The sequence below is a fragment of the Sphingomonas sp. H160509 genome (genome assembly GCF_024124765.2).
Taxonomy (GTDB): Bacteria; Pseudomonadota; Alphaproteobacteria; order Sphingomonadales; family Sphingomonadaceae; genus Sphingomonas.
In genome coordinates, this window is record NZ_JAMXSR020000002.1 from 147,489 (window position 1) to 174,461 (window position 26,973).

The following is a 26,973-nucleotide window of genomic DNA, read 5'->3' on the forward strand; positions in this document are numbered from 1 at the left end:
AACGGGAATTGCAGGCAACAGCGGTTGCCCTGCCGTTTAACCCATGGCTTGCTCTCGCCATTGGCCGCTCCATGCCATAATTCCCGTCTCAAAGGCGATTTGGGATCGGTGTTTATGGTGCGTCTAAGTGTGAACCTAGAGCGGTTTCTCACCTTGCTGAATCATTGGGGATTCCCATCGAGGCGCTTTTCTGATTCACAATCCTTGCTGGTGCTGGAGGCCAGCACGGATGGCACGAGCATTATCAACGGATCTTCGGAACAGGGTAGTGGCGGCAATTGCGGGTGGCCTGTCGCGCAGACAGGCGGCGGATCGGTTCGGTGTCAGCGCGGCAAGCGCGATCCGCTGGCAGCAGCGCGTGATGCAGCACGGGACGCCGGAGCCTCAGCAGCAGGGTGGCGATCAGCGTTCGGGTAAGATCGAGGCGCATGCGGACCTGATCCTGGGTACGGTCGAGACGACACCCGACATCACCCTGGCGGAGTTGCAGGCGCTGCTGGCCGACCACGGCACCGAGGTTGCGCTCGGCACGATATGGCGGTTCTTCTCGCGCCGCGGGATCACGCGTAAAAAAAGACGGCGCACGCGACCGAGCAGGACCGCCCCGACATCCTGAAGCGGCGCGAGGAGTGGTTCGACAGCCAGCTCGATCTCGATCCCGAACGACTTGTCTTCATCGACGAAACCTGGGCGTCAACCAACATGGCGCGTCGCTATGGCAGGTCTCCACGTGGCGAGCGGCTGCGCGCTGGCGTGCCGCACGGACATTGGAAGACCACCACCTTCACAGCCGGGCTGCGTCGCTCCGGCATGATCGCACCCTGGGTGCTCGACGGGCCGATGAATGGGGACGCCTTCACCACCTACGTTGCCCGCGTCCTTGTGCCTGAACTGTCACCCGGCGACATCGTCATCATGGACAATCTGTCGAGCCACAAAGCCCCGACCGTACGCACCGCCATCGAAAAGGCAGGTGCCGCCCTCCTGTTCCTTCCGCCATACAGCCCCGATTTCAACCCGATCGAGATGGCCTTCTCCAAGCTGAAGGCGCACCTGCGAAAGGCTGCCGAACGCACCATTCACGGCCTCTGGGACGCCATCGGTCGTATCGTCGACCTCTACTCGCCAAAGGAATGCTCGAACTACTTCGCTGCCGCTGGCTATGATGCAGACTGATCAGAAACCGCTCTAAACAAGGTTGCCCTACTGCGAAACTCGCGGCGAACAGGCGTGCCCGATCTACTGGCCTTTGCTCGCATTGCGCATGAGGCTGGCGCGGACGGGATTACAGTGCATCCGCGCCCCGACCAACGCCATATCCGTGATGACGACGTATCGGCACTCGCGGAGTGGATGAAGCCACTCAGACCGACCTTTGAACTGAATATCGAGGGCTATCCCGATGATCGGCTATTCCGCATCGTGTCTGCTGTGCGGCCTGAGCAATGCACACTCGTTCCTGATCCTCCCTCCGCGTTCACATCGGAGGAGGGCTGGAAGTTTGACGATCGAGATGCAGCAATACGTATCTATAATGACGTCGCCCGATTCCAGGCGGTCAGCGGACGCGTAATCCTGTTCATTGATCCGGACCCAACGGCAGTACGCGGCCTCATCGAAAGCGGGGCTGATGGCGCGGAAATCTACACCGGCTCCTATGCAGCCGAGCATCGCGCCAATGGTCCCAGTCGTACTCTCGCGGCGGCAGCGTTGGCAGCGCGGGCGGTACATGTTGCCGGGCTGAGGGTGAACGTCGGTCACGACCTCAACCTCACCAATCTACCTGATTTGATCAGCGCTATGCCGCCGATCGCCGAGGCGTCCATCGGTCACGAACTGACGGCAGACGCATTAGTGATGGGGTTCGGACCAGCAGTTGCGGCCTACAAGGCGGCACTCGGCTAGGCGTCTTCCCATTCTCGATTTGGATGGTGAAGCGGGAAAACATCCGCAGGCTCATTAACGGGCCGGCGATTGCATAAGCTCTATCGTGATATGATCGGGGCCTGAAACGTATGCCACCAACGTACCCTTCCGGGGACCACCCGCGATAGGCAGCGGACTACCCTTGGCCTTCCATCCTGCTGCCTCGACGTGGGCAATAGCGGCATGAATATCCTTTACGGTCAGCCCCAGGTGGGCCGCCCCGATCGATCCCGCGCTGGAAGGCACCGCCCCGTTCTGGTGCCCTCTTGAATATTGCAACAGTTCGACAACGTAGCCGTCTGGCGCCCTGACGATCGCCGTTTTCACACTCGGATCATCGACACCTGTCACCTGATGCAGGAAGTCGCCCCCCATCTCCGATTGCCGCTCCAGCGTGAAACCGAGCGCTCTCGTCCAAAACCGAACGGCTTCGTCCAAAGACGATACAGCGAAACCTGTGTGGTCCACGGCAATTGCGTTTGCGGCGTCGTTCATTGCTTCACTCTCACTGGGCCGTGCTTACGCTGTCTGGGCCTGCGCCCCGGCTGCAACCGACGCCAGCAGCATGGCGAACATGATTTTCATAGTGCACCTTTAACACTTTGGACTCTCTTCGAATAGGAAGGGCAATCGAGAGGTCGAGCGCTTTCCCCGATCCGATCGTTGGATAGGAATGTTTGGATCTGGCGAGAGGAGTATCATCAGAACGAAGACAGAACGTATTACGCGAGTGTAAATATGCCAGTTACCCAACGCTTTCGATGATTTTGTCGGATATTTTGATATGGATCAATGTGCTTTATCTTGAGAGCACTTTGAATTAGCCCGTAGATAGCGGAATCGGGGGGTAGTGCTCCGACCCGCCCCTAGCTGGGAATCTGTCACTCATGGAACGTAATAGCGGTAATCAATGCCCCCGTGTGTTCGCGAGCCAACTCGAAGATATGATTGCATTTGCTGATGCAAAGCAGGACTTCGCCTTAGCAGCTTGGCTAAGCCAAGCGCTCGATCGAATGATGGGCGATCATATTAAGCCCTAACCGGGGTTGCCTTCCGCTACGGAATTTGTTGATATCGCTACTCAATGAACTGGAGTGGCGCGTGAGGGGTAACGACGAGGCTGTTCAGCTAGCGATGGCGATACTGCGCTTCCGCAAGTATCGAGCCTCCGTGTTGTCGCGTGATATATTCGGCGAACCGGCCTGGGAAGTGCTTCTTGAGCTGTTCGTCGCGGACGCAAACAGCGTAGGTATTACCGGACGAATTGTTGCGGAAAAACATGACATCTCTACAGCGGTCATAGGGCGTTGGCTCAAACATCTTACTGCCGAAGGCCTTCTGATTGGCGACGGCACCGGGAATGTGGACGATGAGCTAACGCTATCCGGGGTAGGAATGGACAAGATGGAAACCGCGCTACTCGAAGCACGGTTTCTCAAAGACCAATTCGGCCCACAGCCTAGCATAGCAAACTGAAATAGTGCTCGTTACCGGGTCCCCTTCGGTGGAAGCTTGAACTTGACCCGCTGAACGCAGCCTCGACGGCCTGAACCACTCTCTACTACCCGAGCATTGGAAAGCGCATTGCGCGCGGTATCGCCGAACGCCTCGTCCGGTTCAGAACCTAGAACCCTTACGTTGCCTACTGCTCCCCATGGCGCCGTATCATAGCCAATTACGGCCGCCCCTTCGATCCCGCGGCGCCAGAACGCTCTAGGGTAGGCGCTTCCGTCGAGAAGACCCGGGATCGACTTGGGATCCACGATACAACCGGGCTGATCTCCTGTATCAAGAGGCGTGTCTGGCACCGGTACGGGCGCCGCAAGGTTGGCGCGTCCGTTATAGTAAAAGTGATAGGTGCATCCGTGAAACCCCGCTCCCGGCTCGTAGCGGTTGGCGAGCAAAGCTTCCCGGCCGGCGCGCTCGAGCCCTGTATCGCCGGACGTACCCAATGTCTGGACGTTGCCAGGCTTACCCGCGGCGTTAACGTCGAATGCTAGAAACACCCAAGCTGGTCGGCGCGCCGGTTGCGACAGCTTCTCAAAGGCAGGCAGGTTAAGACGCCGGTACTGGCCTGGCTCGCGGGGGCAATTTGAGTCTGTAGGACGAACTCGTTCAAACAGGGCAGGCGCAAACCCTGTGGCATCCGGACGGCTCGCCAGCTCGTACAAATCCGGCATCGACGCCTTCTCGATCGGCGTGACCGATGCTTTGAAGGACACGCTGCATTTCGCCTGCGGCATTCCGGTTGGAAAGCTCGAAGCCGCCAGCGCAGGGGCAAGATCACTCGTGTCGACATACCAACCCGGAGATTCCGTCATATCACGGCGGATCGTGCGGGCACGTCCCTGCGCGTCGATTACGAAGGAGAACCGATATGTGGGTGAGGGGCTTTCGGTAACAGCGGGACCGTAACGCGTCGCAACTGCCGTGAAAGGCCGAACGATACTATCGGCTGCTATCGGCTGCCCTGAACAGGTGACATCGCTGGCAGTGAACGACACGACCTCCGTTCGCTGGGTGGCGAACGGTACCGGGGGGGCAGGGACACTGAGCAGCGCGAGCATCGCAACGGGCATGGCGTGATCTCCGAATTTAAACGTTGATTATCCCGCTGGCGACAACGTGCCTAGTGATCGCTCTAGTGAAAACTCTTGAACCTGCAGAGGTCATAGCCCGCCAAGATTTTCGCTTTCTCAAAACACGTTCTCATTATATATTCTCATTGAACGCTAACTTTGTTGGCTAGCTGAGAAGGGTCGAACCATGACGATCGACGACGCGCTGCGCGCTTATGCCTCAGGACACAGCTCGTCCAAGGAGACGAAGGAACGTACCGGGCTGGATTATGCTCAGGTCCTGGATGGTCTCGGCCGGCTGAACCTTCGCGTACCACCGCCCGCCTTCGACGGCCCCGACGGCCAAGCGCTGCGTGAGAGCGCAGATCGCTTCACCGCGTTCCTGAAGCAGGCGCGCTGACATGGCGGATCCCCGCTGATGCTCATCGGATATGCCCGGGTCTCGACGTCGGACCAGAATTTGACGCTGCAAACGGACGCTCTGACCGCTGCGGGATGCGAACGGATCTGCAGTGACACGGCGAGTGGCGCGAAAGTCGACCGTCCGGGTTTGTCGGAAGCGTTGAACGTCGCTCGCCGGGGCGACACGCTCGTCGTCTGGAAGCTCGACCGCCTTGGCCGTTCGATGAAAGGCCTTGTCGAACTGGCGGCTGATCTTGCTACCCGCGGTATCGAGTTACGGTCCCTGACCGACGGGATCGACACAGCGACGCCGACCGGCCGGTTGCTTTTTCACATTCTGGCGTCGATCGCGGAAATGGAGCGTGAGCTGATCCGCGAACGAACAATGGCCGGGCTACTGGCGGCCCGTTGCAAGAACGGGCCGGGCAGGGGGCGCAAGTCGGTCCTGACGCCAAAAAAGAGGGCCACAGCTATGAAGCTGCTCGCTGCTGGCGATCGTCCGCGAGACGTGGCCGAGGCGATCGGCGTCTCGGTCGCAACCTTTTACAGGCATTTTCCGGCTGGTGGCGGCGAGCCGGCATCGTGAAGACCTGCCGCCTACACATCGTGCCCTTTGGCGGCTATGATCGCCGTCTGACGACCCTGGAGGCCCTAACGCCATGAACGTCTACCGGCAGATCGAAACCCCTGCGATCAACCCCGACGAACAGGCTCGCCGGCAACGTGCGATCGACTTTGCGCGCGGCAGCGTACGGTACGAAGGCTTCGTTCTTTCCGAAGAAGCCGAGCGTGTTGGAGAACGCTTTGTCGCCGGGCACCTGACGGTGCCTGAGTACGTCGATGCAATCAAAGCCATCGGCTAATGTCCGCTTCTCGCCCGATCAACGAGGGCGAAGTCTGCAATGCGCGGATTGTCGAATTGGAGCTCGACCCGGTCCGCGGCACATTCGATGCTGCGCATCTGCGAGAGATCCATCGCCGGATTTTTCAGGATCTCCCTCATCACAATCCTGGTGAGTATCGTCCCGATGCACGCGGCCACGTCAAAGAACGTCGGCTCGAAGCCAATCGGGCTGTCAGCTATCCGGTCCACTACGCTCTGCGACCGGAAGTAGACGCCCGCCTTGATAGGGTACTGAGCGAGCTACGTGGCGGAGACGCTTTCAAAGGCCTCACGCCCCTCGAGTTCGCGGGCGCGCTGGCGAAAACCTACGGCGATCTCGACTATCTGCATCCCTTTTCCGAGGGAAACAGCCGCACCCTTCGCAGCTTCACCAAACATCTTGCCGAGCATGTCGGGCACCATCTCGACTGGAGCGCGACCGATGTGGACGCGGTGACGCGAGACAACCTCTACATGGCGCGAGACATCGAGGTGCTACACCGGGCTTTTCCCGACATCGAGGCGGTCAAACTTTCTGACGAAGGCCCACGGTCCTTGATCCAGGCGCGCATGTCGCTGAACATGATCAACGGCGCAGACAGACTGCAAGAGATCGTCCGGCAGTCGGTCGATCGCGGTCCCGCCTCGATTGCGGGACCGCATACACTGCCCATCGGTGAGGCCGAAGCCGAGCTGTCAGCGCTTTTGCCTGCCGCGCGCCGGCAAGCCGAGAGCATCGCCACGCGTCTTGCTACAGCCTCGTATCGCAATCGTTCGCTAGAACCGGCCTACAAGCACGCGACAGCGCGAAAGGCGGCACTAGACGGGGAGCTTGGCCCAGAGCAGCTGCTTAGCGCGCTGCAAAGCCGGGGGGATGCCGACCTCACCTTCGAACGTGTGCCGGGTGCAACGGCACTCGATCGGGTGCTTGCCTACCGAGAAGGTATGGAACGACAGTTGGCACAGCAGCATAAGGAGAGACACAATGGACCGCCCCGGGAAACCTCCGAAAGCCAAGCCCACGGACCGGAACTCGACGCCAAAGTTTTCGATGTTCGAGGACGCCATGCTGAAGAGTTTTCAAGACCTCAACACGAACGAAGCTCTGCGCAAGGAGGTAGCGTGCAAGGACTCCTGAGCCTGGGCCGGGGAAGCACTCTGGCAGGGTTAGCCGACAAGGTGCCGGCTGGTCGATCTATCCCCGACGGTGCGGAACAGGTCGTCGTCATGAACGGCAGTCGGCTTCACGAACGTCGATATGAGGGTAAGTGGGAGGTCCAGAAGTCGGATCCGCAAGGCATGCTGCCAAAGGGCGTCTTCCGCCTCGATACCGCAGCATCAGCCAAGGCCGACGACGGGGCAACGTACGCCGGGTCGATCTTACACGTCAGCGCCAGAGGCGTTTATCAGGTACACGGCAACGGGGTCGCTCGACACGAGCCTGCCGCTTTCCAACAGGTCCCGAAGATCGGCGACAGTCCCAAGATTGTCTACGTGCAGGGGCGGGCGACGATCACGGGCCGTGATCCACAATCACAGGGGCTGGGGCTGGGGCTGGGACGCAGCCGCTAGGCCCCTCGTTCCGCACTGCAGTCAGAGTAGGTCGCCGGGGCTGTATCACCGTGTTAGTATCCATAATCACAGGCCGTTTTAAAGGCGTCCGCGACCATGCGAGTTGAGGACCGAAATGCGCCGAAAGATCTCCTTAACTTCGAGAAATCCTCAATCGCAGTTGACGCCATTGGAACTCGCGCTCCGCGAATCGGCGGACTTGAACCGTTCGGGAGCTGCCGTCGGCCTGACGATAATTTGGGTGATCGTATTCATCCTGGACGGATCCACCGGACCGCACTTCTCGCTGAATACGGTCTACCTGCTGCCACTATGCTTTACCGTATGGTGTCTCGGCCGGGTCGCAGGGTTGCTGTCAGGTCTGCTGGGCGTGGCTGTAACCCTGTATCTCAATGGCTTCGGAGACGGCCTCTCCGCGCAGGCGTCGACCGTCCCTACTGCAACCGCTATTTGGAATGTAGGTGCGAGAGCCTTCGGGGTCCTCTTTATCATTCTGTTCGTAAGCGCGTTCCGGCGAACCTTCGATCGGGAGCGTGCCACAGCAAGCATCGATCCCCTCACAGGTCTCGGCAATCGACGAGCCTTTCAGATCGAATGCGCTCGCCTGGAGTTAGCCAGTGCGCGTGACGATCGGATTCTCCTGTGCGGCGTGATCGACGTAGACGATTTCAAGTCGGTAAACGACCAACACGGTCATGCGGCCGGTGATGAGGTTTTACGCGTCGTAGCAACAGCGCTTGCGTCCGCCGTTCGCCCTTACGACATCACGGCACGGCTGGGGGGTGACGAATTCGCCTTCTGTCTCGCAGTTCGCGACCAGGCTTCTGCCGAGAGAAAAAGTGGTAAGATCCACCGCGCCATCATGGCGGCGCTTCAATCAACTGACGTGTCGGCAACGTGCAGCGTGGGGGCGGCAACAGGGACCGATTTCACAGACACATTGCTCACCGCCGATCAAACCATGTACCGCGCCAAACAGGCTGGAAAGAGCTCGTGGAGGTTCGATAGCGCGCCCACTTCGGGTCACCGGTAACTTTCGAGAGTATTGGATCGATGATTCGTATGTTTACGCAAACAGCACCTAACTGACATTTGCGAGCCATTATTGTTAATCATGAAATCCGACCGAAACGTTCCACTCGCTTGAATTCTAAACGTTTTCGTCTAACTACGAGCCTTCAACTTCAAGCGAGATACTAATGAGCGATGATATCAACGCGGTCGAATTGGCTGCTGAACTGACGGCCGCATGGTTGGCAAACCCTAACACCCGCACCAATGCGGACGACGTGCCTGCTTTTCTGATCTCGATGCATGCCGCTGTCTCGCAGCTTTCAGGCACATCTGCGCCCGTTACGCCTGAGGAGCCTGCGCAGACCTATGAGCCGGCCGTGACCGCGCGCAAGTCGCTGTCGTCGCCAGATCACATCATCTCGCTGATCGACGGGAAGCCGTATAAGACCCTGCGTCGCCACCTGGCGACCAACGGGCTGACGCCGGAGGAATATCGCGCCCGTTATAACCTCAAGGCCGATTATCCGATGGTCGCCCCGACCTATTCGGAAGCACGCCGGACAATGGCGAAGTCGATCGGCTTGGGACGTAAGCCTGGCCAGACTGCTTCAAAGCCTACAGACGACGCCCCGAAGGCGCAGCGTAAGCCCCGGGCTGCCAAGGCGACTGAAGAGGCCTAAGTCGAAGCGGGGGGCAGTGAGGTAAGGCGTCAGCTATGACACGCGCACTGCCCCCCTTTCGTAAGTATGCAAAATTCAGCGGACGCGCCCGGCGCCGTGAGTTTTGGCCGTTTGCGATAATGGCATTATTCATTTTGCTCGTGACAAGCGTCGTTATGCCTCCCCTTGGCGCCCTGATCGGCGGCCTAGTGTTCATACCATTATCGAGTTGCGCCGTCCGCAGGCTTCACGACATTGGTAGGTCTGGGTCATGGCTGATCCCGCTTATTGCCATTCCCGCTTGTATGATCATCGTGTTCGCGATCGGATTGTCGATCCTAGGCGTGGTACTTGTTGCTGCGCTTGGAATTGAAACGAGCCCCTAGCCAGTATGAAGACGGTATACGTGTAATCGAAACTGCACTGGCTTGGACGTTCGCGGTATACTTGGTATTAATGTTGGTAATGCTCTCGTGGACAGGCAGTCAGGCCTCTAATCAGTTTGGTGAACTATAGTGATTATCTGCGGGACAGCCCTCTGCACCGGATAAACCTGAGAGGGGTGCACTTGCTCGTCAGAAGAATCTGTATGTTGAAACGTATAGGGATTGTTCTGAACCGTCCCCGCCCGGTCATGCGGTGGTTCCGGCTGATTCTAGGTTTTCTGGCTTGCGTGCCCGCAGTCAGCCAGGCGCAGCGGGCTGGAATATGGGAGACCAGGACCAACGTCGCTGGTGCGTGGGTAGGTCAACCAGTTCGATATTGTGCACCTGCTGATGCGCCGTTGCACTCAATGAACTTATGGCCGGCGAACTGTACCGCGGTGAAAATCCGGAAGACGACCGCAGGGATCGTTTCCAAAGGTGAATGTCAAAGCGGCCAGCCCGGTACGCTGTGGATCATACGGCGAGAATTGTCGGGGGATCTAAGCCGCCAATATCGTTTCTCCACCGAAAGTCACTTGGAACAGGCCGGCAAGCCGGCGCAGTGGATGCAACGCGTCGAGACAATAAATCGCTTTCTCGGACCATGCGAGGAAGTCGCCCGCAAAGCGGTCCCCAACTCCATAAAACGACCTGAAGGTGCGTGGGGAATCCTGGAGTTTGCGCTGGTTTTTGTCCTGCAACTCATGGCGTTCGTCGGACTAATATATGCGACATACCGCGGAATGGCTTGGCTGACGTTGCGGCTGGGACGTCGCGCCTACGAAAGAGCCGTGGTCGCCAATATCACCGTCGACGAGGCAGGTGCGGCGACTATACCCGTACTCGCAACCTTCACGGGAGTTCGCGGCCTGCCGTGGTGGTATGCAATCGCGTCGAACAACGCCAAGCCGCTGCTCGTGATTGAACCTGGCGGCATTCGTTTCCGTGTCGTTGGCGAGCGCGAACGTCGTTACGGCGAGATCGAATGCGTCGATGTCAGGCAGGGCAGGGGAACCGTCAATCTCAACTTCACCTTCCATGAATCATTGCTGAACTTCACTGCCAATCTCGGTGCCGTGCCCCTGGCAGCCCATGTGCTTTCTCTGCTGCCTCAATCCGTGCCGTTGTCCACGCGCGCCCTTGCTGTGAAGGCGATCAGCGTATGAATGGACTTATCCTTTCCATGTTCGTCAGCACGATTCTGAGCGGCGTGATCGCGACGGTCAGGGATCGTTCGGTAATCTTGTGGACGATACTAGGCGTGCTCACAGGCCCAATCGCCATCGGGTTGCTCTTGTGCATGCCATCGCGGAAGGCTGTCTTGCCGCCAATATCGATCCGATCGCTCGCCAGCGAAATCCGCGAACTGGAAGAGCTACGGGAGCGAGGTCTCCTCTCCGCCGACGAGTTCGCCCAGGGCAAGGCGCGGGTGCTGGCCTCGCCGCCCAAATGGGAGATCACGCCTTCGCTATCGCCAAACCGAGCTTTGTCGGATAGCGGATGGACATGGGCGAGTTATCAGCCAGCTACCCGCGCAGCCTTTATCGATCTGGCGCAACGCCATCGCCTCAATCTACAATGGCGAGACGACGTGCCTTTCGAGGTCGTCTGCACCTTTTCCGTGCAGCCGAGGCTTTCCTTCATGATCACGCTGGCGCTCAGAAAGGCTCGATCCATTGCTGGGGCGACGGATGGGCTTTCGATGGCACGGCCCCGGGAAACCCGGAAATCGGCCTGCCGGCCGACCTTGCGGAAGGGCTGGGAGCCTTACTAGAAGGATCAGGTCGATTGGTGGTGCGAACTGCCTACCGCGACAAGTCCCCCTTCTGGACATCGTTGCAGGTGCCCCGGAATGGGCGTTGGCGGACGGTTCGGTATCAGGCGGGAATTCCCATTCTACCGGTGTGGCGACGTATCGTTATCAGGAACGATGCCGTCTGACCGACAACGCCAATGAATCCCTACCTCGAGCGCAGCTGCGCGACGAGTTGCTTGGGCGGGATACCGGGCGCATGAAATAGCCATGCAACTCCGCGCCCCGACCCTCCTTATGTTTACCGCCATAGCGTTGGCGCAGCCGGCCTGGGCTTGGCAACAGGCCCCGTCCACGCGACCAGCGAATGCGACGATCATTGGACGCTATGAGTACCGCGACCGCGAGTTGGCTGCCCATCTCGATTTGCGAGCCGACCACAGCTTCGAGTACGGGGTCGACGGGCTTGAAGCGCCTGTCGAGGGTGAAGAACAGCTCCACATGCTCGTGAAGGGCATCTGGCGGTTCGCAGACTTCGGGACCATCGCCTTGACGAATGCACCGACTGCTCCGCCATCCTTCCGTCAGACGTCAGCCGTCCGTGATCCCAAGGTGCGCGCTGCTTTCACAATCGTGGCAACGGACGGCAAGCCCGTCGAGAACCTCGGCGTGCTGACCGATGGCGGCGGGAGCGGTCAGCTGAATATGATCTCGGACGAGGGATGGACCATCCCGCTGCTCCATGGATGGAACACGGATGATGGTGAAAAAGGCTCACCAACCAAATTGCCGAAAAGCTGGGAGATCGTCCGTTCGAGCGACAACCTGTCATTAGCCAAGGTCGCATTGTCGCCGAGCGGTCCAAACCGTTTTACTTTCAGTTATACGCGCAGCGCCATCGAGCCCTTCACCCTTGCGGCAAGGCCCGCCGACGGCGAGCCTGGAACGATGGAAGTCGAACTTGGCACTGCGAGCATCACAATGCGCAAAGTGGCAAAATAACTTTCCTATCGTATGATGTCAGCTTTGCATTTAGCCAGCGAGCGACCGCTATTGGGTGGTTAAGGAGCGGATCGCGCTGATGGGTGAAACACCGGTAACCCAGACCGTTGCCAGGGCTGCTCTACGTCCCCTGCGACGCTACGCGCGTTATGCTGGCCGCTCATCGCGAATGGAATATTGGTCCTACACAATCGCGACGAATGTCCTGCAGATTGCCTTGGCGTTCTTGGTAGGTCCAATATCGTGGATCCTATTCATCGTCCTATTTATCCCCTCGGTTGCAGTGCTGGTTAGACGGCTGCATGACGTCGACCGATCTGGCTGGTGGGCTTTACCCATGCCCTTGTTGAGCTTCCTGCTGCTGATCCTTTACGGTTTGACCGGAATCATGTTTGGTAATGAAGATGGGACAAAGATCGTCATCGGTATTGGGTTGACGGTTCCGACCATGCTCGCGCTCGGGATCACCTTGCTGGTTTGGACTTGTCGTCATGGCACACCGGGTTCCAACCGCTACGGGCCACCCCCTTCGTTTGTTGCGACGGCGTAATGCGCGAAAGTGGCAGGCGTTCCGGCTACGTCGAGAGGCGATCAAGGTCATCGGCAGTCGCACTGGACATGACATATCGGACTTGAAATCAGCCGTAAGTTGCGTCTTCTTCCGCCCGGGATACCGCTAACCCTAGCTAACTTCCTCAAGGTCCGCCTACAGCTCGTGGCAACCGATTGAGTTCGCTTTAAGAGCGCAGAACAGGCTTGATCATCTCGGCGCCAGACACATGATCCTTTTTCCACTGCATCGCACGACGTATGCGCGTTGCGCCTGAAGGGTGATCGAAGAACAAGAATTCCTCGATGGGACCAGGCTCCAGCTTGCGATATTCGGAAAGCCGGATCGCGATCAGCGCAAAAGCATCGGGCTGCTGCGCGGCATCGAGACCAAACGCGTCCGCCTCGCTCTCAGCGGATCGGACGATCGCGCTCTGGAACGGCGTCGCTAGTGCCATAACAACGGTGGCGACGAGCAGCAGCGCCGGAGCCGCGGCGACGTCGGAAACGCTCTGAACGCGCCAGCGTGAATGCCGGGCGATTAGGATCGGCGTCGCTTTTGCTACAGCGAAGAACATCGCCAGGAAAAGCACCGCGAACCAGGCGGCGTTCCGCCAGACATGACCGAGCACATAGTGCCCCATCTCGTGGCCCGTGACTGAGGCAACTTCATCGGGGCTCGTTCGGGAGAGTAGGTTGTCAGTTAGCGTAATCTGGACGGTCGGACCCAAGCCCGACACGTTTGCCGAAATGCGCTTGGTTTGGCGTGACAGGTCGGCAACGTAGATGTGGTCCGCCGGGATGTCGTGTGCCTGCGCCATCGCCACGATCCGTTCGCGAAGTGGGCCTGCCGGCAACTCGCTCATCGTGAAGAACAGCGGAGCGACCAATACAGGGAGCACGGCGCTCGCGAGTAGAACGAAGGCCCAAGCCATGCCTGCGCCCCAAACCCACCAGAGACGCGGCGCGCGCCGTATCACTGCGTAGATCGCCGCAAACGCCAGTGGGGTAACAATCAGGGTAAGGAGCAACGCCTTCAACTGATCGACAGACCAGAGCGCAAAGCTTTGACTCATCAATCCGTATTGGGCCTCGCGAACGTATCCCGTGTATATCGAGAAAGGTAGCATGATGATCGTGGTCACGAGCGTAAGGCCGAGTGCATAGAGCATCGTCTCAAGCACCTTCCGCTTGGTACGCGCTTCAGCCCAGGTCCGCAGCTGAGCCGAAAAGCCAGTCGTCAGCACGGCCCAATAGGTGACGCATGCAACAACCGTGCTCCATAGGATTAGCCAGTATCCGCCCCTCAAAATAGGCGTCGGATTGCGCCCGTGCCGGTCCGTGAAGCAGGTTAAGGTAAGCGCGCGTAGCCTGGCCGACATCGAAACCCTGCGCCACTGCCACCGCAGGAGCACAGAACGCCACGAGCGCTACGCCCACTACACTCATGCTTCGCGTGACAAAATGCATGACGACGCACCCCCTGGAAGTGGATGTAACCACGATCCGTACGAAGCTACAATCAAGATTTGAATGCGCTTTTCGAACAGGCGGTGTTTAGGTAGGGCTGCGTCTTGTCGCAAATGTTCCGATTTTCGCGACAGCGTTATTATGAGCGGCAACCCGAGGAGGAAATTCTCACTAATGTCGTTCACGAAACGTGTGGGATTCGAAACACTTTCGCGACGCAAAGATCGCGGGCGATCAGTTAACGCCATTCTTCCACCGCAAGGCCAAGCAGTCAGCAAATTACTACTAGGTCAATATTAGGTGATGATCACTGTAGCGACACCGATGATGGACAGAAGAACACTGGTGGCGACTAGCCACCGAAGATGTGGTCGATTCAGCGGCAAGCTGGCGCGATGCACCGCTACCAGCAACAAAGCCGTGCTGAGGAGTACCATCGCACTGCCTAATAGATCGCCCTGCGTCTCGGTCATGACTAGTCCAGTCGGTTCGCGTCCTAATGGGTGTACCAACCCGCGGTTGTCGTAGGCATGACAGCCGGATGAAGGACGGGCGTAAGCTGCGCTCAAATTCCGAATTCCGAGCTGGCTCGACTGTCGATCAGCTCTTAAGGGAGCCTCCAACGGCTTCCCGCTAGATCGCTTGGTACGCCATGCTTACGCAGCAGGTCACAATCGGAAAGTTATAACGCCGCCCCCACCGGGTCTCAGCGCTGCGCACCGATCATTTCCAACAAGGCGTCCGCAGCCCTAGTTCGATAGCGCTCTTTATGGCGAAGACCAAAAAACGGCCGAGGCTGGAATTCGATCGGCGCATTGTGCAGCGTTCCCGCCTTGATCGCGGGCGCAACTACCAGAGACGATAAAACTGCAACGCCCGCCCCCCGCCTCGACCGCAGTACGCACGCTCTCGTTGGACGGCAGCACGAGCGCGACATCAAGTGTAGAAGGATCGACCCCGAGCGCCCGCAGGTGGCGATCAAGGGTCGAACGGGTGCCTGAGCCCTGCTCACGTCCTACCCAGCGCGCGCGTCGCAACCACGCAGCATCGATCTTTGTCTCCGTGAAAGGCACGGATTGGACCAGCATCAGGCTATCTTGACCGATCGGCCAATGCGCTAGCGCCGGATCATCGACTTCACCTTCAACGATACCTAGGTCGGCCTCGCCGTCGTGCACACGAACTGCCGCTTGTTCGGTGTTGCCGATCGCCAACTCGACCGAAAGCGACGGATAGCGATTGTGGAAAGCCGCCAGGATTTGTGGCAGCCAGTAGGCTGCGATGGTTTGGCTCGCAACGACGCGGAGCGTTCCACGCTTCAGTTCGCCGAACTCCGCCAACATCGCTTCAGCCGCCGCGGCACGACTGAGCACGCTGCGTGCCTCTTTCAGCAGCATTTGCCCAGCCTCTGTAAGAGCGATGCCGCGTCCCACACGGTGGAAAAGCTTGACCCCGTGCCGCGCCTCTAAGGCTGCGATCGCAGCTGATGCCGCTGATTGGGTGACATGCAGCGCGCGCGCGGCTGCCGTCATATGCTGACGTTCGGCGACGCCAACGAAGATGCGAAGCTGCTCAAGGGTCATACCGCAAGCCTACCTTAACCGATCCGATTTGGCGATCGGAATGACAATTTTCATGCGTTAGAAAGAATGGTCATAACCGCATAGCTGAAGGGCCGGAAGGAAATCCCGATGGCTTCTCTCGCTTCTCAGACGTTCCCCGCATCCCATAACGAGGGCAATGAGCGCATCAGTGTCCTGCCAGGTATTGCCCTGTGCGGGATCGTCACATCGGCAGCTTACGCCCTGGAAGCGGGCGAACGGGTGATCGTTGGCAAGGCTTGGTTAGAGGCTCTGGTTTTAGCCATACTCATTGGTACCGCGGTGCGCAGTATGTGGGCACCTGATGCCAAATGGCATGCCGGAATTGCGTTCAGTGCCAAGTACCTACTGGAGATTGCTGTGGTTCTGCTTGGCGCATCAGTAAGCGCCTCCACGATCCTGACAGCTGGACCCGCGCTTCTGTTTGGTATCGTCGGAGTGGTGGCGAGCGCTATCTTCCTTAGCTTCGGGATCGGCCGCCTGTTGGGCCTTCCAACCCGCATGGCGCTGCTGATCGCGTGTGGGAATTCGATTTGCGGCAACTCTGCCATTGCTGCTGTTGCTCCGGTAATCGGCGCTGACAGCGATGATGTTGCCGCCTCGATCGCCTTCACAGCGGTCCTTGGCGTTGTGGTAGTGCTTTGCCTGCCGCTTCTTGGGATCGCGTTGGGAATGAGTGGTGTTGCCTATGGCGCGCTATCTGGGCTCACGGTTTATGCGGTGCCCCAGGTGATCGCTGCCGCGTCGCCACTGGGCGTGGTAGCTGTCCAGACGGGAACGCTGGTGAAGCTCGTGCGCGTCTTAATGCTAGGGCCGGTCTGCCTTGTCCTGTCGCTTGTGGCGCCGCGACTTGCTCCTCAAGAGGTGCCTGACGGCGAGATCGTCGCCGGCGCAGGAGCAAAGAAGCGTCCCGGAATTTCCCACATCGTACCATGGTTCATCGTCGGCTTCCTTATTGTCGTCGCCTGTCGCTCACTGGGCTTGATCCCGTCCGTCGCTATTGTGCCGATCAGCCGGATCGCGACGCTACTCACGGTCGTATCCATGGCGGCGCTGGGTCTTGGGGTAGATGTTCGCACCGTTGCGAAAGCTGGCGGCCGGGTCACTGGGGCCGTCGTCCTGTCGCTGATCGGACTTGGCGGGATCAGCTTTGGATTACTTGCACTACTGAGCATGACTTGAGACCGAATAAACAAATATTTGAACGTCATAGCCGAAGTCTTGCTAGCGCGGAGCAAGCGATGCGCTGCTGAAACAACCATAGTGTTTACCGGCTACGCCCTGATTGACGTGACATTGTTGGATATAGAAGCGTAGTTCTTTTATCGTAGCATTTAGCGGCAATGCATGGCGATCGTAGATGGTCATCCCCTCGAAGGGCGCGTCACTGACATGCGGCAAGCATAAACAAAGATACTCCGGCAAACGTCACTAAACCAGGATTCTGGCACCCGATCGGAGAAAATATCACGTGACGGGGAATAAACTGCCGAGTGGCGACGTCTAACCTGACATACCGCTTTTGCGTAGGAGACCATCTTGCCTGTCACCCGATCATTGGTCCGATTTTACATAGCCATAGCTCTTGCTTTCGGGGGCAGTGCCGCCTTCGCGACGGTTGCGAATGACGAGAAGCCTTATCTGACCGAGGTCAACGCCGCGATGGAGCGGATGATGGCGGGCATGATGGTCGCCCCGTCGGGCGATGTGGATGCGGACTTCGTGACGATGATGCTGCCGCATCATCAAGGTGCCATCGAAATGGCCGTGGCTCAGCTTCGATACGGCAAGAACGAGCAACTCAAACGCATCGCACAAGAGATTATCGTCGACCAGCAGCAGGAGATCGCCGCCATGCGCCTTGCGCTTGGCCAGCCGCTCCCGCCGTCTGCTCCAGTTCCTACGCAACAGTCTGGTCTTCCCCATCCGCATATGGAGCCTTGAAATGAAGCGATTTTTTCTATTGGCAGCGAGTTTTGCCAGCGTTGCTTCCGCGCAACCGGGCGTTTGGGCAGCGCCAGCCGCGCTCAACATCCCAATCGTCTTTGACGACTCTGCACCCGATCAGACAGATGGGAAGCACGGGCAGGCGCCTTGGGATCGCGAAAATCAAAAGGTCGGCAGCGGCGACCGGGTCTATGCAGCGGAGCAATTCTCCAACACGGTGTCGGTGACCGACCCGTCGACGAACACCTTGCTCGGCGTCATCAAGTTGGGTGACCCGCAACCTGGCAATTTCAGTCCGCTCTACAAAGGGCAGGTGCTCGTTCACGGTCTCGGCTTCTCGCCGGACGGCAAGACTCTTGCGGTCGTCTCGATCGGTTCGAACTCTGTCACTTGGATCGATACCGCAACGAACACGGTCAAGCACACGACCTACATCGGCCGCAGCCCGCATGAGGCGTTCTTCACGCCCAACGGCAAGGAGGTATGGGCGACGGTCCGAGGTGAGGATTACATCTCCGTGCTTGATCCAAAGACGTACGAAGAGACGAGCCGGATCAAGACGCCCGGCGGTCCCGGCATGACCATCTTCTCGCCCAACGGAAAATACGGCTATGTCTGCTCGTCGTTCAACCCGGAGTTGGCGGTGTTCGACGTCGCGACCCACAAGGAAGTGGGGGAGGGTTCAGCAACCTAGTCCGTTTTGTCCGAACATCTCGGCCAGCCCCGATGGCAAGCAGGTGTGGTTCACGCTCAAGGATGTCGGCAAGACGGTCGCCTTCGACGCCAAGCCACCCTTTGCGATCCAGAAGGTGCTCGACACCGGTCCGATTACAAATCACGTCAATTTTGCCGTCACGTCGAAGGGGCAGTTCGCCTATGTAACCGTCGGTGGTCTAAACCTTGTCAAAGTATTCCGGACCAAGGATTTCAGTCAGGTCGCGACCATCCCCGTCGGGAAGCTTCCGCACGGTATCTGGCCGTCCGGAGACGGCAAGCGCATCTACGTAGGGCTTGAGAACGACGACAAGCTGGCGGTCATCGATACGGCACGCAATGTGGTGACCGGTACGATCCCGATTGGGCAGGCACCGCAGGCGATCGCCTACGTTCCAAACGCTGTCCCCGATGGTCCAGGCACGGCCAATCTTCAGCCGCTCGGCACGGCCGGGAACGCCACCCACCTGACACTTGCTGCGCCCGGCAACGCGGTAGCGAGCCCGACTAGCATCACATTGTTCGATCAGGGCCTGATCCAGGTGGTACAGGGATCGGTGACCGGCTTGGCACCCAAGCGTTCGTATATTCTCGCACTGGCCGGCAAAGCCGACGGGTCGGGGGAGCTCGAACCCTTGGCAAATTTCATGACGAACCCAGCAGGATCGGCGATCGTCAACGTTTCCGGACCGATCCGACAGATCGTCACCGCTAAAACGGTTTCCGAGCGACGCTTTCTGGTGGTGGCGGAGAGCAATGACGGTGTTCCAGGCTCAGTCTTGCAAGTGCAGCAGGACTGATGGACGCACGCGCCGCCCTGATCGAGCCACTCATCCCAGGTCTTCGACGATATGCTCGCGCTTGGCTTCGAGATGCGGCGACGGCGGACGATCTTGTGCAGGATTGTCTCGAGCGAGCCGTTGGATCTTGGCGTAAGCGTCATGGCGACGCGGTGCGCCCCTGGCTCTATGCGATTCTGCACAATCTGTTGGTCGACCATGGCAGGCGACAGGCGCGGCGTGGCACGCCGGTAGCGATCGACGCGATCGCTGACGCGGTCCTTGCTGTACCGGCCGAACAATCGACAGGGATCGAACATAGCGATCTTATGCGCGTATTGGATCTCTTGCCTCCAGACCAGCGTGCCGCGATCTTGCTCGTGTCCGTAGAGGATCTGTCTTACGCGGATGCTGCCGCCATCCTCGGCGTCCCGACCGGCACGCTGATGTCGCGCCTGTCGCGGGGTCGGGATCGTTTGTCAGAGCTGATCGGCGCCAGCGAGCGGCCGAAATTGCGGAGAGTAAAATGACGACCCCGATCGGCGAAGACGATCTCATGGCTTGGGTCGATCGCCGCCTGCCCCCAGAGCGGCATGCGATCGTCGATGGATATCTAGCTGATAATCCAGATGTCGCGCGACGACTCGCTCTGCAAGCGGAGCACCGAGCCGTCATTGCGGGCATGTTCGCCTCTGTGTCGACCGAGCCGATCCCGTCGGCGATGCGGGTCGGCACGATTGTATCGCACCATCAAACGAGGCCGCAGTGGTGGCAGGCGATTGCCGCGGCACTGCTACTTGCGGTCGGTTTCGGTGGCGGTTGGGGTATGCGCAACTCGACGCTACCACCGCGTGCCGGCATCGGTGCACTGGCCCAGGAAGCGACGGACAATTACCGGGTTTACGCCGTCGATGCGCAGCGTGGAGCCGAGTTTGGACCCCAGGCTCAGGACGAGCTTGTCAGCTGGACGTCTGAACGGCTCGGTAGCCGTGTAGCCGTCCCCGACCTCGCTGCGGCGGGGTACCGCTTCGCCGGAGGCCGTCTGGTCGCAACGCCGCACGGTCCTGCCGCGATGTTTCTCTATGACGGTCCTTCGTCAACTCGGCTCGCTGTAGTGACCCGCCCAATGGAGATCGATAAGGCGGCTCGCATGACGGAGAGCGCGGACGGTGACCTCGGTCGGGTGAGTTGGGCTGATCGCGGTGTTGGCTTCAGCATAGTTGCGGCCCGACCAGCAACAGAACTCCAGTCGGTTGCAGAGGCGGTGCGGCGCCAGTCGCAACGTGTCTGAGATTCCATCAGATCGAAGCTGAACTTCTCTCTGGTGTGGCAGGAAGGGCCGAGTAATCGCATTGCAGCGGTTTTCCATAGAAATGTTTGTGACACGATTGCGCTGTCACTTGTCATTCCGCGGTCATCTGAGATCGCCCAGTAACAAACAGCGCAGTTATAAGGATTGAGCCGTGACCGTTATGACAAAGACGACGGCTATATTGACGATGGCGTCACTGTTTATGGTGGCGAAACCGACGACCTTCGCGAATCCAGCTGCTGCACAAGGTCATGATCGGCGCCCCGCCAAACCATTGCGTGTATCCGAGCAATTGGTCGAGTTGCGGCTTCGTCAGGGCGAAACGCAGAAAGTGCTGCTGGTCGCTCCTCCAGATGCGCGTGCGGCGATTGTCATGCTTCCTGGGGGAGCAGGCGATGTTGGTCTCACCGGAAGCGCCGACATTCGGCACAGCGATAATTTCGTCGTGCGGACCCGCACGATGTGGGCGCGACGCGGTTTCACGGTCCTCATTCCGGATACGATCGGCCACGCGAACCTCAGGGGAATCCGTAGTTCACCGGGTTACGCCAGCGTGGTCAACGACTTGGTCAAGCTCGCGCACAGGCAAGTAACTGGTCCTGTCTTCTTGCTTGGCACCAGCCAAGGGTCAATCGCGGCGGTAAACGCTGCTGCACATGCAACTGCAGGTACCATCGCCGGTGTCGTACTCACTGAATCCGTATCGGTAATGGGCGGAAGCGGGGAGACAGTTTTTAGCGCCAGCCCCGAGCTCGTCCGCGCACCTGCTCTGATCGTCGCCAACCGGGACGACCAGTGCAATGTGGCCCCGCCAGAAGCCGCCTCACAAGTCGCTCGGGCGATGACGATGAGCCGTGACGTCAAGTGCTGATAGTGACGGGCGGGTCTAACCGGTCCGCCAAAAATTGCGGCTCTCTCACGCCTCATGGCTATTACGGCATCGAGGATCAGGTGATTGCGAAGATAAGTCGGTGGATGGACGCGCATGGCGGATGAATTACGAGGCGGTCTGGCAGGACAACCAATCGACCTGATCCAGGATGTCCATGAGTTGCCAGACGGGAGAAGCCGATGATCGTTCGCACGGAATTGCTTGAGATCGGCTATCTGAGCGGGGGGCCCGAGCATGGCCCCCCATTACTTCTTCTCCATGGTTGGCCTGACGATCCGACTGGTTGGACAGGCCTCACCCCGGCGCTCGAGGGGGCAGGCTATCGATGGTACGCTCCTTGGCTGCGTGGCTTTGGCCAAACACGCTTTCGATCATCCGATATCTTGCGCGACGGAAGCTCCGTTGCGATCGCACAGGACGCCTTCGACTTCGCCGACGCACTCGGTATCGAGCGATTTGCGGTCGTTGGTCACGATTGGGGAGGGCGTGCAGCATATGCGATGGCCGCCCTGGCACCGGAGCGACTGGCCGCTATGGCGGTTCTCGCCATAGGTTACACGCCACGGGGGCGGTACGAGGTGCCGTCGCTCGATCAGTGTCGACGCTGGTGGTACCAGTGGCTTATGACGTCGGAAGCGGGGGCAATGAAGGTGGCCTCGGATCCGCTCGGCTTCGCGCGTACGCAGTGGGACACCTGGAGTCCGCCTGGCTGGTACACCAACGCTGACTTTGAAAGCGCTGCCTCAAGCTTCGACAACCCCGACTGGGTCGCGATCACGCTGCATGGCTATCGGCACCGCTGGCAGCCTGAAGCGCTGGACGCCCGCTATGCTCTGCAACGCGCGGAGGTCGACGCTATGGAACGGCTCGGCGTCACGACCTTGATGATTCAGGGGGGCGACGATCGCTGTGACCCACCCGAGGAATCCGAGGGTCAGGAACAGTGGTTTACCGGTGGGTATCAGCGGATCGTCGTCGATGGCGCTGGACACTTTCCTGCCCGTGAAGCGCCAGCTGCGGTGGCAGGTGCCGTAATCGCCCATCTTGTTGAACAGGGGTACGCGCAGTGAGAACGTTGATCGGTCGGTCTTGTACTGGTGCTTCGATAATCGCAGCGCTGCTTGCCTGTTCGGGACCGCTTGCGGCGCGTTCGGTACCGCAACACTCCACCGCTCTGGTCATGCGCGGCGATTGGGCGGTTGTCGAAGTGAGGTTGGGTGACGACCGTCATCCGTACCGCTTCATTGTCGATACCGCCGCGGGTGCGACGGTGATTGATCAGGCGCTTGCTCCCCGTTTTTCGGAGGCCGCGTCCGGGACCAGCAATGTGCAGGGTGCCAGCGGCGCTCAGTCGTCGTTTCAAAATGCTCGGCTGCGCAGGTTGAAGATCGCGGGCTTAAGCTTCCGCAACCTTGACGTGGTCGTCACCGACATGGCGCAGTTCAGCGACAAGTCTGACCAGCATTACGACGGCATACTGGGTAACGATGTCCTTTCGCATTACTCCTACGTTTTTGACGTCCCCAATGGGCGCCTTTCCCTGATCGACGCTGATCGACCTGATCCACGTCGGTGGGGACGATGCATCGACAACCCGTTGTTAGCTCGGCCTGGCGGGGCAAATGGCTTTCTATCCGTGCCAGTGTCGCTGCATGGGGGCGCTCATGCCCTGGGCATCGTCGATACCGGAGCGGGAGCTACAATCCTGAATTGGCCTGCCGCGTCGGCTTCGGGATTATCGAAGAACGGTAGTGGCGTCAGTGCCGCAAAAGGGGTGGTCGGCTTCGCCCCCAAGGCGAGCACCGCGTCATACAAAGCGACGATCGCCGACGCGACGATCGGATCAAAGACATTGCCTGCTTTTACTGCCCGTCTGAGCGACCTGGCGGTGTTTGAAGGCTTTGGGCTCAGGGACAAGCCGGGGATGATCGTCGGCGCAAACATTTGGCGTACTGTGCCGTTTGCAGCTGCTCGAGGCGCAAAGGCTTTCTGCAGTTCGACGATTTAAGCGCTACGGGACACGTCAACGACGCTGCGTCACAAAGGCTGCCATGCTGATCAAGCAGGAGTGTCAATCGAGGTATACCCTGAGCGAGCATGTGGTTTGAATACAAATCCTGTTCAAACAGGGTCGGTAACAGCGAAATGAAACACCTCCTTCAGGAGGTCTAGACCCCTGCTTGAATACATTAGGGATGCGTCTGGCTTATCCGCGTGACCGCTGGGTCAGCCTCTGCCTTTTAGAGAGCAATCACGGGATTCGTAGTCGATGGCATGAGCGTCGGCACGCTTTGCATGTTTGACGCCTGGTTCGCGGCTGCCATCAGATCAACGTCAGTAAGATCGCGGCAATCGATCCACCATTTGGCGTCAGTGACCCGAAGGCATGCGTTCCAGTCGGCGTCGCTGTTCGAGTTAATCAGCGCTGCGAGCCGCTTGGTCCTGACCGTCGACGCCCAGCTGATTTGCCGATCGGTCCCAGTCAGCGGCGGAAGAACAAGGTGTGAGACAGCAGCGCTGCTTAACGCTGCCGCAGCGACCTCCTCAGCCTTCTTCTCCGCAACGAAGCAGTCACGACAGATAGTCGTCTTCAGCCACTTGGCCTTACGTTCCTGCTGGCTTTCAAAGCCGGTGAGATGATGAGCCTGCTCATGACCGCAGGCATGAATGATCCGCTGTTCCATGACATGGAGGATGCCCGCTCGTGGTTTGTGCGCAACGGCAATGAGTCAGGTTGAATCAGAATTGCGCCCAGCGGAAGACGACTAGACCGGAGGAGTGGTCAGTCTGCTAAGCTGGCGCAACGCCGTCAGCGTTTACCAAATCTGGGCCGACCAATGTGCCGATGAGCTGGACGCGTTTTTCAACGAGGTCGACGGGGGTACGGTGCAGCTCCAGCTCGTAGCGCCCACCGACATCGCGGCGAAGATAGAAGGTCCCGCCATCGCGGACCAGAATGCCTATCTCATTGATCCGGGAACCAATCGCTACCATCGCTGCGTCGTCGCCTTGATTATGATCATGTAAAGTTGCGGGAGATCCTCCGCGTAACCGATGCGCCTCGGTGGGGCACAGGATTCCGCTACGCCGTTCCCGACGGGCCCTCAGAGACTGATATTCCGCCGCGCCATTTCCGCGAACGCCATATCCCCGATTGGCGGGCGGGGCTCGGCTTTGAAGATGTCAGCCAAATCGAGCAGATCCTCGTTGGAAAGGTTCGCGATCGAGGCTTCGATCTCGCCAAGGCGCTGCACCGCGTGATCGCCGCGATCGGCGACCCGCTTCAATCTTGTCTTGAGCATGTGGCCTTCTATCATAAACGCCGTGGCGGAGGCAGGGGCATTAGCGGCCGGTTGGTTGAGGTTATTCGGCAAAGACACCCGCTACCCACAGGCGAAAGAAGCTTCTCCAATGGAGGACGGCACCACGTTCTGGCAGCAGATCCTGAAGCGGCAGGAACGCACTGCTTTCACAGTATACGGCGTAATAAGGTGCATGCGGACTGTCCGCATTTACGGTGAGACTGGTGGAAAGCGGACCGTCCGCTATGGACATAGATACCGCGTCGCGAACTATCCGACTACCGACAGCAACGGCATTTTAATCAATGAAGACAGCAGGTAGGCAACGTTATCTCAGAGTAGGTTTGTCACGTTGTCGCACAATGAAGTCCGTCATCGCGATCCGCTGGGAACCTGCTGGAACTTGCTCTTCAGTGACATACAAGGCTTTAAGCAGGAATCGGTCTAGGTCGGTTAACCCCTTGGGTTTCTCTTTAGTCATACCAACATCGAACAGCGCCATAATCGTTCCGCTTGCTCCATCGTTCGTGTGCTCGGGGTTAGCTAACACTACCATAGTAAGGTAGGCGGAGAGTTGCCCCCACGTTACATTGGCACATCGAGGTAAATCGACAATAACCAGTAATCGATCTTTGTTTTCCCTCGATGGTTGGGAAAGCCGAGACGCTACGCCCAAGCGCAATTCTCTTACCGTGCCCACCGTCCATCGTATCGGCACTGGACTTAGCAGTTCTGCCCGGTCACGCGAGCGCGGTCTTCCATATCGGGCAACGTCCCGGAACATATTGGGTTGATGATGCAAGAACCGACTCGCGAGCGCGTCCGCTTGTCCCGAAATGAAGATTTCGACGTTCGGCGAACATGATCCGCGCTCAACCACCACCCCTACTTCTCGCGCATTCAGTTCGAGTGTGTCAGCGATAGAGTGGGCTCGATCTGGCAGCACGCCTCGTACGGCAATGCAGATAGAGGAGTTCCAACGCGGAATTTGCGCTTCATAAGAATTAGTCATTCTTTTAACCGTGCGGTCAATTCGTGCTCTTGTCGTACCCATCACGACTATGTCCCCAGCCACTGACGTGGATGCCGACTTGGCCTGTTGAGGCGCCGCCTGCGCAGGTACGGAAATTAGAAACGCCACGAGTGATAAAGCGCGCGAAGACGATTGAAGCAGTCGTTTGATTCTCGTCATTTTCCCATCCTGACGTCCGCTAATAGGCAGGGCAAGAGCGTTTGCGAACGTCCACAAGTGGCTCCAGCAGGACGGCCGAACGGGCAGGAAAGCGGACTGGGGGCTTTGGGGCTGCACTCTGGGAAACCTACCACCGAACACGCCCGCCAAATGCTCGGATTTCTGCATCAACGTAGGAGGAGCGGGCGGGTTGATCCTGGGTTGTGGATCGGTCATTCTGTCGAAATGATGGTAGCCACCGCACATCCAGCGTTTCGGAGCAGCACAATGCGAGCTATCCTCTGCATCATTGCCTGTCTGGTAGTTGCCGGAGTTGATGCGAAAGAGCCACGTCGCAACATAGACGCGCTTAAATCTATGGATGCATTTGGAAGATGCGTGGGGCAGCATCAGGTTGACGGTATGAAATTGCTGGCGACCGTCCCCACAAGTCGCGAAGAGTACAAGCAAGCCTTAAGAATATTTACGTCCACATGCCTTCCGGGCGGAGAGTTACGTTTCCAGGCTAGCTTGCTCCGTGGCGCAGTGGCAGAAATCTTTTTAAGAAATGGTCAGAAGGCGCTTCATCGCGCGAAGGTAGTGCAGGCCTTCCAGGCTCCACCGACGGATACTCTCGCCAGTGCCCCCCGAAGGCCAACGTGCCGCTGTTGCGCTTGTGCTCTTTGGTGAATGCGTCGCTGAACAGGACCCGGATGGGGTCATGACGTTGCTAAAAACCCCTGTCGAGAGCCAGGCTGAAATTGCAGCATTCAGGCCATTGAAAAAGCCGATGTCGATCTGTTCACAGGTAACCTTCAAGGTAGATCGGTTCCAGATGCGCGGATACTTAGCGGAGGGTGCGTACCGTGTTGCCTTGAAATCCATATCTTCTGCCAGCTGAAGCACAACTTTTGATTTCTGCATCACGAATGACGGGGTTGGTGGTGTACGGCCTGACTGCTTTTCGTTTGGGATGGAAAGTATGTCGACACCGCTGCGAGCAGTCATTTCCGCTGTGTAA

At 58.7% G+C, this 26,973-nt stretch carries 31 protein-coding genes and 2 pseudogenes; 23 read left to right on the forward strand and 10 right to left on the reverse strand.

What is annotated here, in order from left to right:
- Positions 1–229 precede the first annotated feature (229 nt).
- Positions 230–1,176, forward strand: a protein-coding gene (locus tag NHF48_RS02370; RefSeq protein WP_253070083.1) for an IS630 family transposase whose coding sequence is annotated in 2 segments (ribosomal slippage) — positions 230–569 and positions 569–1,176 — 948 coding nt in all. Because the reading frame shifts where the segments join, the coding sequence is not laid out codon by codon here.
- Between the two features lie 24 nt (positions 1,177–1,200).
- Positions 1,201–1,905, forward strand: a pseudogene (locus NHF48_RS02375) (pyridoxine 5'-phosphate synthase); the annotation flags it as partial.
- Between the two features lie 54 nt (positions 1,906–1,959).
- Here the strand turns inward: NHF48_RS02375 and NHF48_RS02380 are convergent.
- Entirely contained in the window at positions 1,960–2,421 is a 462-nt protein-coding gene (locus NHF48_RS02380) for a VOC family protein (protein WP_253070085.1), read from the reverse strand.
- 606 nt (positions 2,422–3,027) lie between these two features.
- Between NHF48_RS02380 and NHF48_RS02385 the strand changes: the two genes are divergently transcribed.
- Positions 3,028–3,402 (forward strand): hypothetical protein, encoded by a 375-nt coding sequence (locus NHF48_RS02385; protein ID WP_056487123.1) that lies wholly within the window; start codon positions 3,028–3,030, stop codon positions 3,400–3,402.
- Between the two features lie 11 nt (positions 3,403–3,413).
- Here the strand turns inward: NHF48_RS02385 and NHF48_RS02390 are convergent, their stop codons facing one another.
- Positions 3,414–4,505: a TonB family protein gene (locus NHF48_RS02390; RefSeq protein WP_253070086.1), complete on the reverse strand. Its 1,092-nt coding sequence runs from the start codon at positions 4,503–4,505 to the stop codon at positions 3,414–3,416.
- A gap of 187 nt (positions 4,506–4,692) precedes the next feature.
- Between NHF48_RS02390 and NHF48_RS02395 the strand changes: the two genes are divergently transcribed.
- The 11 genes from NHF48_RS02395 to NHF48_RS02440 all read left to right on the forward strand — a co-directional run bounded on the left by NHF48_RS02395 (position 4,693) and on the right by NHF48_RS02440 (position 12,765).
- Positions 4,693–4,905, forward strand: coding sequence for a hypothetical protein (locus NHF48_RS02395; protein ID WP_056487126.1), 213 nt, complete (start codon positions 4,693–4,695; stop codon positions 4,903–4,905).
- Positions 4,906–4,923: 18 nt separating this feature from the next.
- Complete coding sequence (locus NHF48_RS02400) at positions 4,924–5,493, forward strand: recombinase family protein (protein ID WP_253070087.1); 570 nt, start codon at positions 4,924–4,926, stop codon at positions 5,491–5,493.
- Between the two features lie 73 nt (positions 5,494–5,566).
- Positions 5,567–5,770, forward strand: coding sequence for an antitoxin VbhA family protein (locus NHF48_RS02405; protein WP_253070088.1), 204 nt, complete (start codon positions 5,567–5,569; stop codon positions 5,768–5,770).
- Positions 5,770–7,362, forward strand: coding sequence for a KfrB domain-containing protein (locus NHF48_RS02410; protein ID WP_253070089.1), 1,593 nt, complete (start codon positions 5,770–5,772; stop codon positions 7,360–7,362). The genes NHF48_RS02405 and NHF48_RS02410 overlap by 1 nt, the downstream gene beginning before the upstream one ends.
- Positions 7,363–7,477: 115 nt before the next feature.
- Positions 7,478–8,395 carry a GGDEF domain-containing protein gene (locus NHF48_RS02415; protein ID WP_253070090.1) on the forward strand — a complete coding sequence of 306 codons (918 nt, stop codon included), beginning with the start codon at positions 7,478–7,480 and terminating at the stop codon, positions 8,393–8,395.
- Between the two features lie 166 nt (positions 8,396–8,561).
- The gene (locus tag NHF48_RS02420) at positions 8,562–9,056 is read left to right on the forward strand and encodes a MucR family transcriptional regulator (RefSeq protein ID WP_253070091.1); all 495 of its coding nucleotides are present in this window, start codon (positions 8,562–8,564) and stop codon (positions 9,054–9,056) included.
- A gap of 35 nt (positions 9,057–9,091) precedes the next feature.
- The gene (locus tag NHF48_RS25705) at positions 9,092–9,421 is read left to right on the forward strand and encodes a DUF805 domain-containing protein (protein WP_446741105.1); all 330 of its coding nucleotides are present in this window, start codon (positions 9,092–9,094) and stop codon (positions 9,419–9,421) included.
- Between the two features lie 437 nt (positions 9,422–9,858).
- On the forward strand, positions 9,859–10,626 hold the full coding sequence (locus NHF48_RS02425; protein ID WP_253070092.1) for a hypothetical protein: 768 nt from the start codon (positions 9,859–9,861) through the stop codon (positions 10,624–10,626).
- Complete coding sequence (locus NHF48_RS02430) at positions 10,623–11,234, forward strand: hypothetical protein (protein WP_253070093.1); 612 nt, start codon at positions 10,623–10,625, stop codon at positions 11,232–11,234. Before NHF48_RS02425 ends, NHF48_RS02430 begins: the two co-directional genes overlap by 4 nt.
- A 294-nt stretch (positions 11,235–11,528) precedes the next feature.
- A complete protein-coding gene (locus NHF48_RS02435) occupies positions 11,529–12,215 on the forward strand; it encodes a hypothetical protein (RefSeq protein WP_263816645.1) in 687 nt (228 codons plus the stop codon).
- Positions 12,216–12,294: 79 nt separating this feature from the next.
- Positions 12,295–12,765 carry a DUF805 domain-containing protein gene (locus NHF48_RS02440; protein WP_253070095.1) on the forward strand — a complete coding sequence of 157 codons (471 nt, stop codon included), beginning with the start codon at positions 12,295–12,297 and terminating at the stop codon, positions 12,763–12,765.
- A gap of 187 nt (positions 12,766–12,952) precedes the next feature.
- Here NHF48_RS02440 and NHF48_RS02445 read toward each other — a convergent pair whose 3' ends face one another.
- The 3 genes and pseudogenes from NHF48_RS02445 to NHF48_RS02455 all read right to left on the reverse strand — a co-directional run bounded on the left by NHF48_RS02445 (position 12,953) and on the right by NHF48_RS02455 (position 15,817).
- Positions 12,953–14,011: a M48 family metallopeptidase gene (locus NHF48_RS02445; RefSeq protein WP_253070096.1), complete on the reverse strand. Its 1,059-nt coding sequence runs from the start codon at positions 14,009–14,011 to the stop codon at positions 12,953–12,955.
- A gap of 519 nt (positions 14,012–14,530) precedes the next feature.
- The gene (locus NHF48_RS02450) at positions 14,531–14,707 is read right to left on the reverse strand and encodes a hypothetical protein (protein ID WP_253070097.1); all 177 of its coding nucleotides are present in this window, start codon (positions 14,705–14,707) and stop codon (positions 14,531–14,533) included.
- A gap of 233 nt (positions 14,708–14,940) precedes the next feature.
- Positions 14,941–15,817, reverse strand: a pseudogene (locus NHF48_RS02455) (LysR substrate-binding domain-containing protein).
- A 108-nt stretch (positions 15,818–15,925) separates the two neighbouring features.
- Here NHF48_RS02455 and NHF48_RS02460 point away from each other — a divergent pair.
- The 9 genes from NHF48_RS02460 to NHF48_RS02500 all read left to right on the forward strand — a co-directional run bounded on the left by NHF48_RS02460 (position 15,926) and on the right by NHF48_RS02500 (position 23,487).
- Positions 15,926–17,017, forward strand: a complete 1,092-nt coding sequence (locus tag NHF48_RS02460; protein WP_253070098.1) for a YeiH family protein — start codon at positions 15,926–15,928, stop codon at positions 17,015–17,017.
- 357 nt (positions 17,018–17,374) lie between these two features.
- Complete coding sequence (locus NHF48_RS02465; protein ID WP_253070099.1) at positions 17,375–17,779, forward strand: DUF305 domain-containing protein; 405 nt, start codon at positions 17,375–17,377, stop codon at positions 17,777–17,779.
- The gene (locus tag NHF48_RS02470; protein ID WP_263816646.1) at positions 17,703–18,476 is read left to right on the forward strand and encodes a YncE family protein; all 774 of its coding nucleotides are present in this window, start codon (positions 17,703–17,705) and stop codon (positions 18,474–18,476) included. The genes NHF48_RS02465 and NHF48_RS02470 overlap by 77 nt, the downstream gene beginning before the upstream one ends.
- A gap of 43 nt (positions 18,477–18,519) precedes the next feature.
- Positions 18,520–19,296, forward strand: a complete 777-nt coding sequence (locus NHF48_RS02475) for a YncE family protein (RefSeq protein WP_253070101.1) — start codon at positions 18,520–18,522, stop codon at positions 19,294–19,296.
- Positions 19,296–19,805 carry an RNA polymerase sigma factor gene (locus NHF48_RS02480; protein ID WP_253070102.1) on the forward strand — a complete coding sequence of 170 codons (510 nt, stop codon included), beginning with the start codon at positions 19,296–19,298 and terminating at the stop codon, positions 19,803–19,805. Before NHF48_RS02475 ends, NHF48_RS02480 begins: the two co-directional genes overlap by 1 nt.
- Complete coding sequence (locus NHF48_RS02485) at positions 19,802–20,566, forward strand: anti-sigma factor family protein (protein WP_253070103.1); 765 nt, start codon at positions 19,802–19,804, stop codon at positions 20,564–20,566. Before NHF48_RS02480 ends, NHF48_RS02485 begins: the two co-directional genes overlap by 4 nt.
- Positions 20,567–20,747: 181 nt before the next feature.
- On the forward strand, positions 20,748–21,458 hold the full coding sequence (locus tag NHF48_RS02490) for a serine aminopeptidase domain-containing protein (protein ID WP_253070104.1): 711 nt from the start codon (positions 20,748–20,750) through the stop codon (positions 21,456–21,458).
- Between the two features lie 200 nt (positions 21,459–21,658).
- The gene (locus tag NHF48_RS02495; protein ID WP_253070105.1) at positions 21,659–22,549 is read left to right on the forward strand and encodes an alpha/beta fold hydrolase; all 891 of its coding nucleotides are present in this window, start codon (positions 21,659–21,661) and stop codon (positions 22,547–22,549) included.
- Positions 22,550–22,659: 110 nt separating this feature from the next.
- Positions 22,660–23,487, forward strand: coding sequence for a retropepsin-like aspartic protease (locus tag NHF48_RS02500; protein WP_263816647.1), 828 nt, complete (start codon positions 22,660–22,662; stop codon positions 23,485–23,487).
- A gap of 232 nt (positions 23,488–23,719) precedes the next feature.
- On the opposite strand, the gene NHF48_RS02505 is transcribed toward NHF48_RS02500, so the two are convergent.
- The 5 genes from NHF48_RS02505 to NHF48_RS02525 form a co-directional block, all read right to left on the reverse strand.
- Positions 23,720–24,163 (reverse strand): hypothetical protein, encoded by a 444-nt coding sequence (locus NHF48_RS02505; protein WP_253070107.1) that lies wholly within the window; start codon positions 24,161–24,163, stop codon positions 23,720–23,722.
- 106 nt (positions 24,164–24,269) lie between these two features.
- The gene (locus NHF48_RS02510) at positions 24,270–24,473 is read right to left on the reverse strand and encodes a DUF5818 domain-containing protein (protein ID WP_253070108.1); all 204 of its coding nucleotides are present in this window, start codon (positions 24,471–24,473) and stop codon (positions 24,270–24,272) included.
- A gap of 110 nt (positions 24,474–24,583) precedes the next feature.
- A complete protein-coding gene (locus NHF48_RS02515; protein WP_253070109.1) occupies positions 24,584–24,781 on the reverse strand; it encodes a hypothetical protein in 198 nt (65 codons plus the stop codon).
- Between the two features lie 328 nt (positions 24,782–25,109).
- Positions 25,110–25,283, reverse strand: a complete 174-nt coding sequence (locus tag NHF48_RS02520; RefSeq protein WP_263816648.1) for a hypothetical protein — start codon at positions 25,281–25,283, stop codon at positions 25,110–25,112.
- A 1,230-nt stretch (positions 25,284–26,513) separates the two neighbouring features.
- Positions 26,514–26,960, reverse strand: coding sequence for a hypothetical protein (locus NHF48_RS02525; protein WP_263816649.1), 447 nt, complete (start codon positions 26,958–26,960; stop codon positions 26,514–26,516).
- Positions 26,961–26,973: the final 13 nt, after the last annotated feature.

What these genes read in the sequence shown, in the direction of transcription:
- NHF48_RS02400 (WP_253070087.1), top strand. Translation starts at nt 4,924, where the DNA reads ATGCTCATCGGATATGCCCGGGTCTCGACGTCGGACCAGAATTTGACG.
- NHF48_RS02515 (WP_253070109.1), bottom strand. Translation starts at nt 24,781, where the DNA reads ATGCTCAAGACAAGATTGAAGCGGGTCGCCGATCGCGGCGATCACGCG.
- NHF48_RS02450 (WP_253070097.1), bottom strand. Translation starts at nt 14,707, where the DNA reads ATGACCGAGACGCAGGGCGATCTATTAGGCAGTGCGATGGTACTCCTC.
- NHF48_RS02395 (WP_056487126.1), top strand. Translation starts at nt 4,693, where the DNA reads ATGACGATCGACGACGCGCTGCGCGCTTATGCCTCAGGACACAGCTCG.
- NHF48_RS02490 (WP_253070104.1), top strand. Translation starts at nt 20,748, where the DNA reads ATGACAAAGACGACGGCTATATTGACGATGGCGTCACTGTTTATGGTG.
- NHF48_RS02500 (WP_263816647.1), top strand. Translation starts at nt 22,660, where the DNA reads ATGCGCGGCGATTGGGCGGTTGTCGAAGTGAGGTTGGGTGACGACCGT.
- NHF48_RS02520 (WP_263816648.1), bottom strand. Translation starts at nt 25,283, where the DNA reads ATGGCGCTGTTCGATGTTGGTATGACTAAAGAGAAACCCAAGGGGTTA.
- NHF48_RS02420 (WP_253070091.1), top strand. Translation starts at nt 8,562, where the DNA reads ATGAGCGATGATATCAACGCGGTCGAATTGGCTGCTGAACTGACGGCC.
- NHF48_RS02415 (WP_253070090.1), top strand. Translation starts at nt 7,478, where the DNA reads ATGCGCCGAAAGATCTCCTTAACTTCGAGAAATCCTCAATCGCAGTTG.
- NHF48_RS02410 (WP_253070089.1), top strand. Translation starts at nt 5,770, where the DNA reads ATGTCCGCTTCTCGCCCGATCAACGAGGGCGAAGTCTGCAATGCGCGG.
- NHF48_RS02485 (WP_253070103.1), top strand. Translation starts at nt 19,802, where the DNA reads ATGACGACCCCGATCGGCGAAGACGATCTCATGGCTTGGGTCGATCGC.
- NHF48_RS02405 (WP_253070088.1), top strand. Translation starts at nt 5,567, where the DNA reads ATGAACGTCTACCGGCAGATCGAAACCCCTGCGATCAACCCCGACGAA.
- NHF48_RS02440 (WP_253070095.1), top strand. Translation starts at nt 12,295, where the DNA reads ATGGGTGAAACACCGGTAACCCAGACCGTTGCCAGGGCTGCTCTACGT.
- NHF48_RS25705 (WP_446741105.1), top strand. Translation starts at nt 9,092, where the DNA reads ATGACACGCGCACTGCCCCCCTTTCGTAAGTATGCAAAATTCAGCGGA.
- NHF48_RS02380 (WP_253070085.1), bottom strand. Translation starts at nt 2,421, where the DNA reads ATGAACGACGCCGCAAACGCAATTGCCGTGGACCACACAGGTTTCGCT.
- NHF48_RS02495 (WP_253070105.1), top strand. Translation starts at nt 21,659, where the DNA reads ATGATCGTTCGCACGGAATTGCTTGAGATCGGCTATCTGAGCGGGGGG.
- NHF48_RS02460 (WP_253070098.1), top strand. Translation starts at nt 15,926, where the DNA reads ATGGCTTCTCTCGCTTCTCAGACGTTCCCCGCATCCCATAACGAGGGC.
- NHF48_RS02430 (WP_253070093.1), top strand. Translation starts at nt 10,623, where the DNA reads ATGAATGGACTTATCCTTTCCATGTTCGTCAGCACGATTCTGAGCGGC.
- NHF48_RS02525 (WP_263816649.1), bottom strand. Translation starts at nt 26,960, where the DNA reads ATGACTGCTCGCAGCGGTGTCGACATACTTTCCATCCCAAACGAAAAG.
- NHF48_RS02505 (WP_253070107.1), bottom strand. Translation starts at nt 24,163, where the DNA reads ATGGAACAGCGGATCATTCATGCCTGCGGTCATGAGCAGGCTCATCAT.
- NHF48_RS02510 (WP_253070108.1), bottom strand. Translation starts at nt 24,473, where the DNA reads ATGGTAGCGATTGGTTCCCGGATCAATGAGATAGGCATTCTGGTCCGC.
- NHF48_RS02480 (WP_253070102.1), top strand. Translation starts at nt 19,296, where the DNA reads ATGGACGCACGCGCCGCCCTGATCGAGCCACTCATCCCAGGTCTTCGA.
- NHF48_RS02390 (WP_253070086.1), bottom strand. Translation starts at nt 4,505, where the DNA reads ATGCCCGTTGCGATGCTCGCGCTGCTCAGTGTCCCTGCCCCCCCGGTA.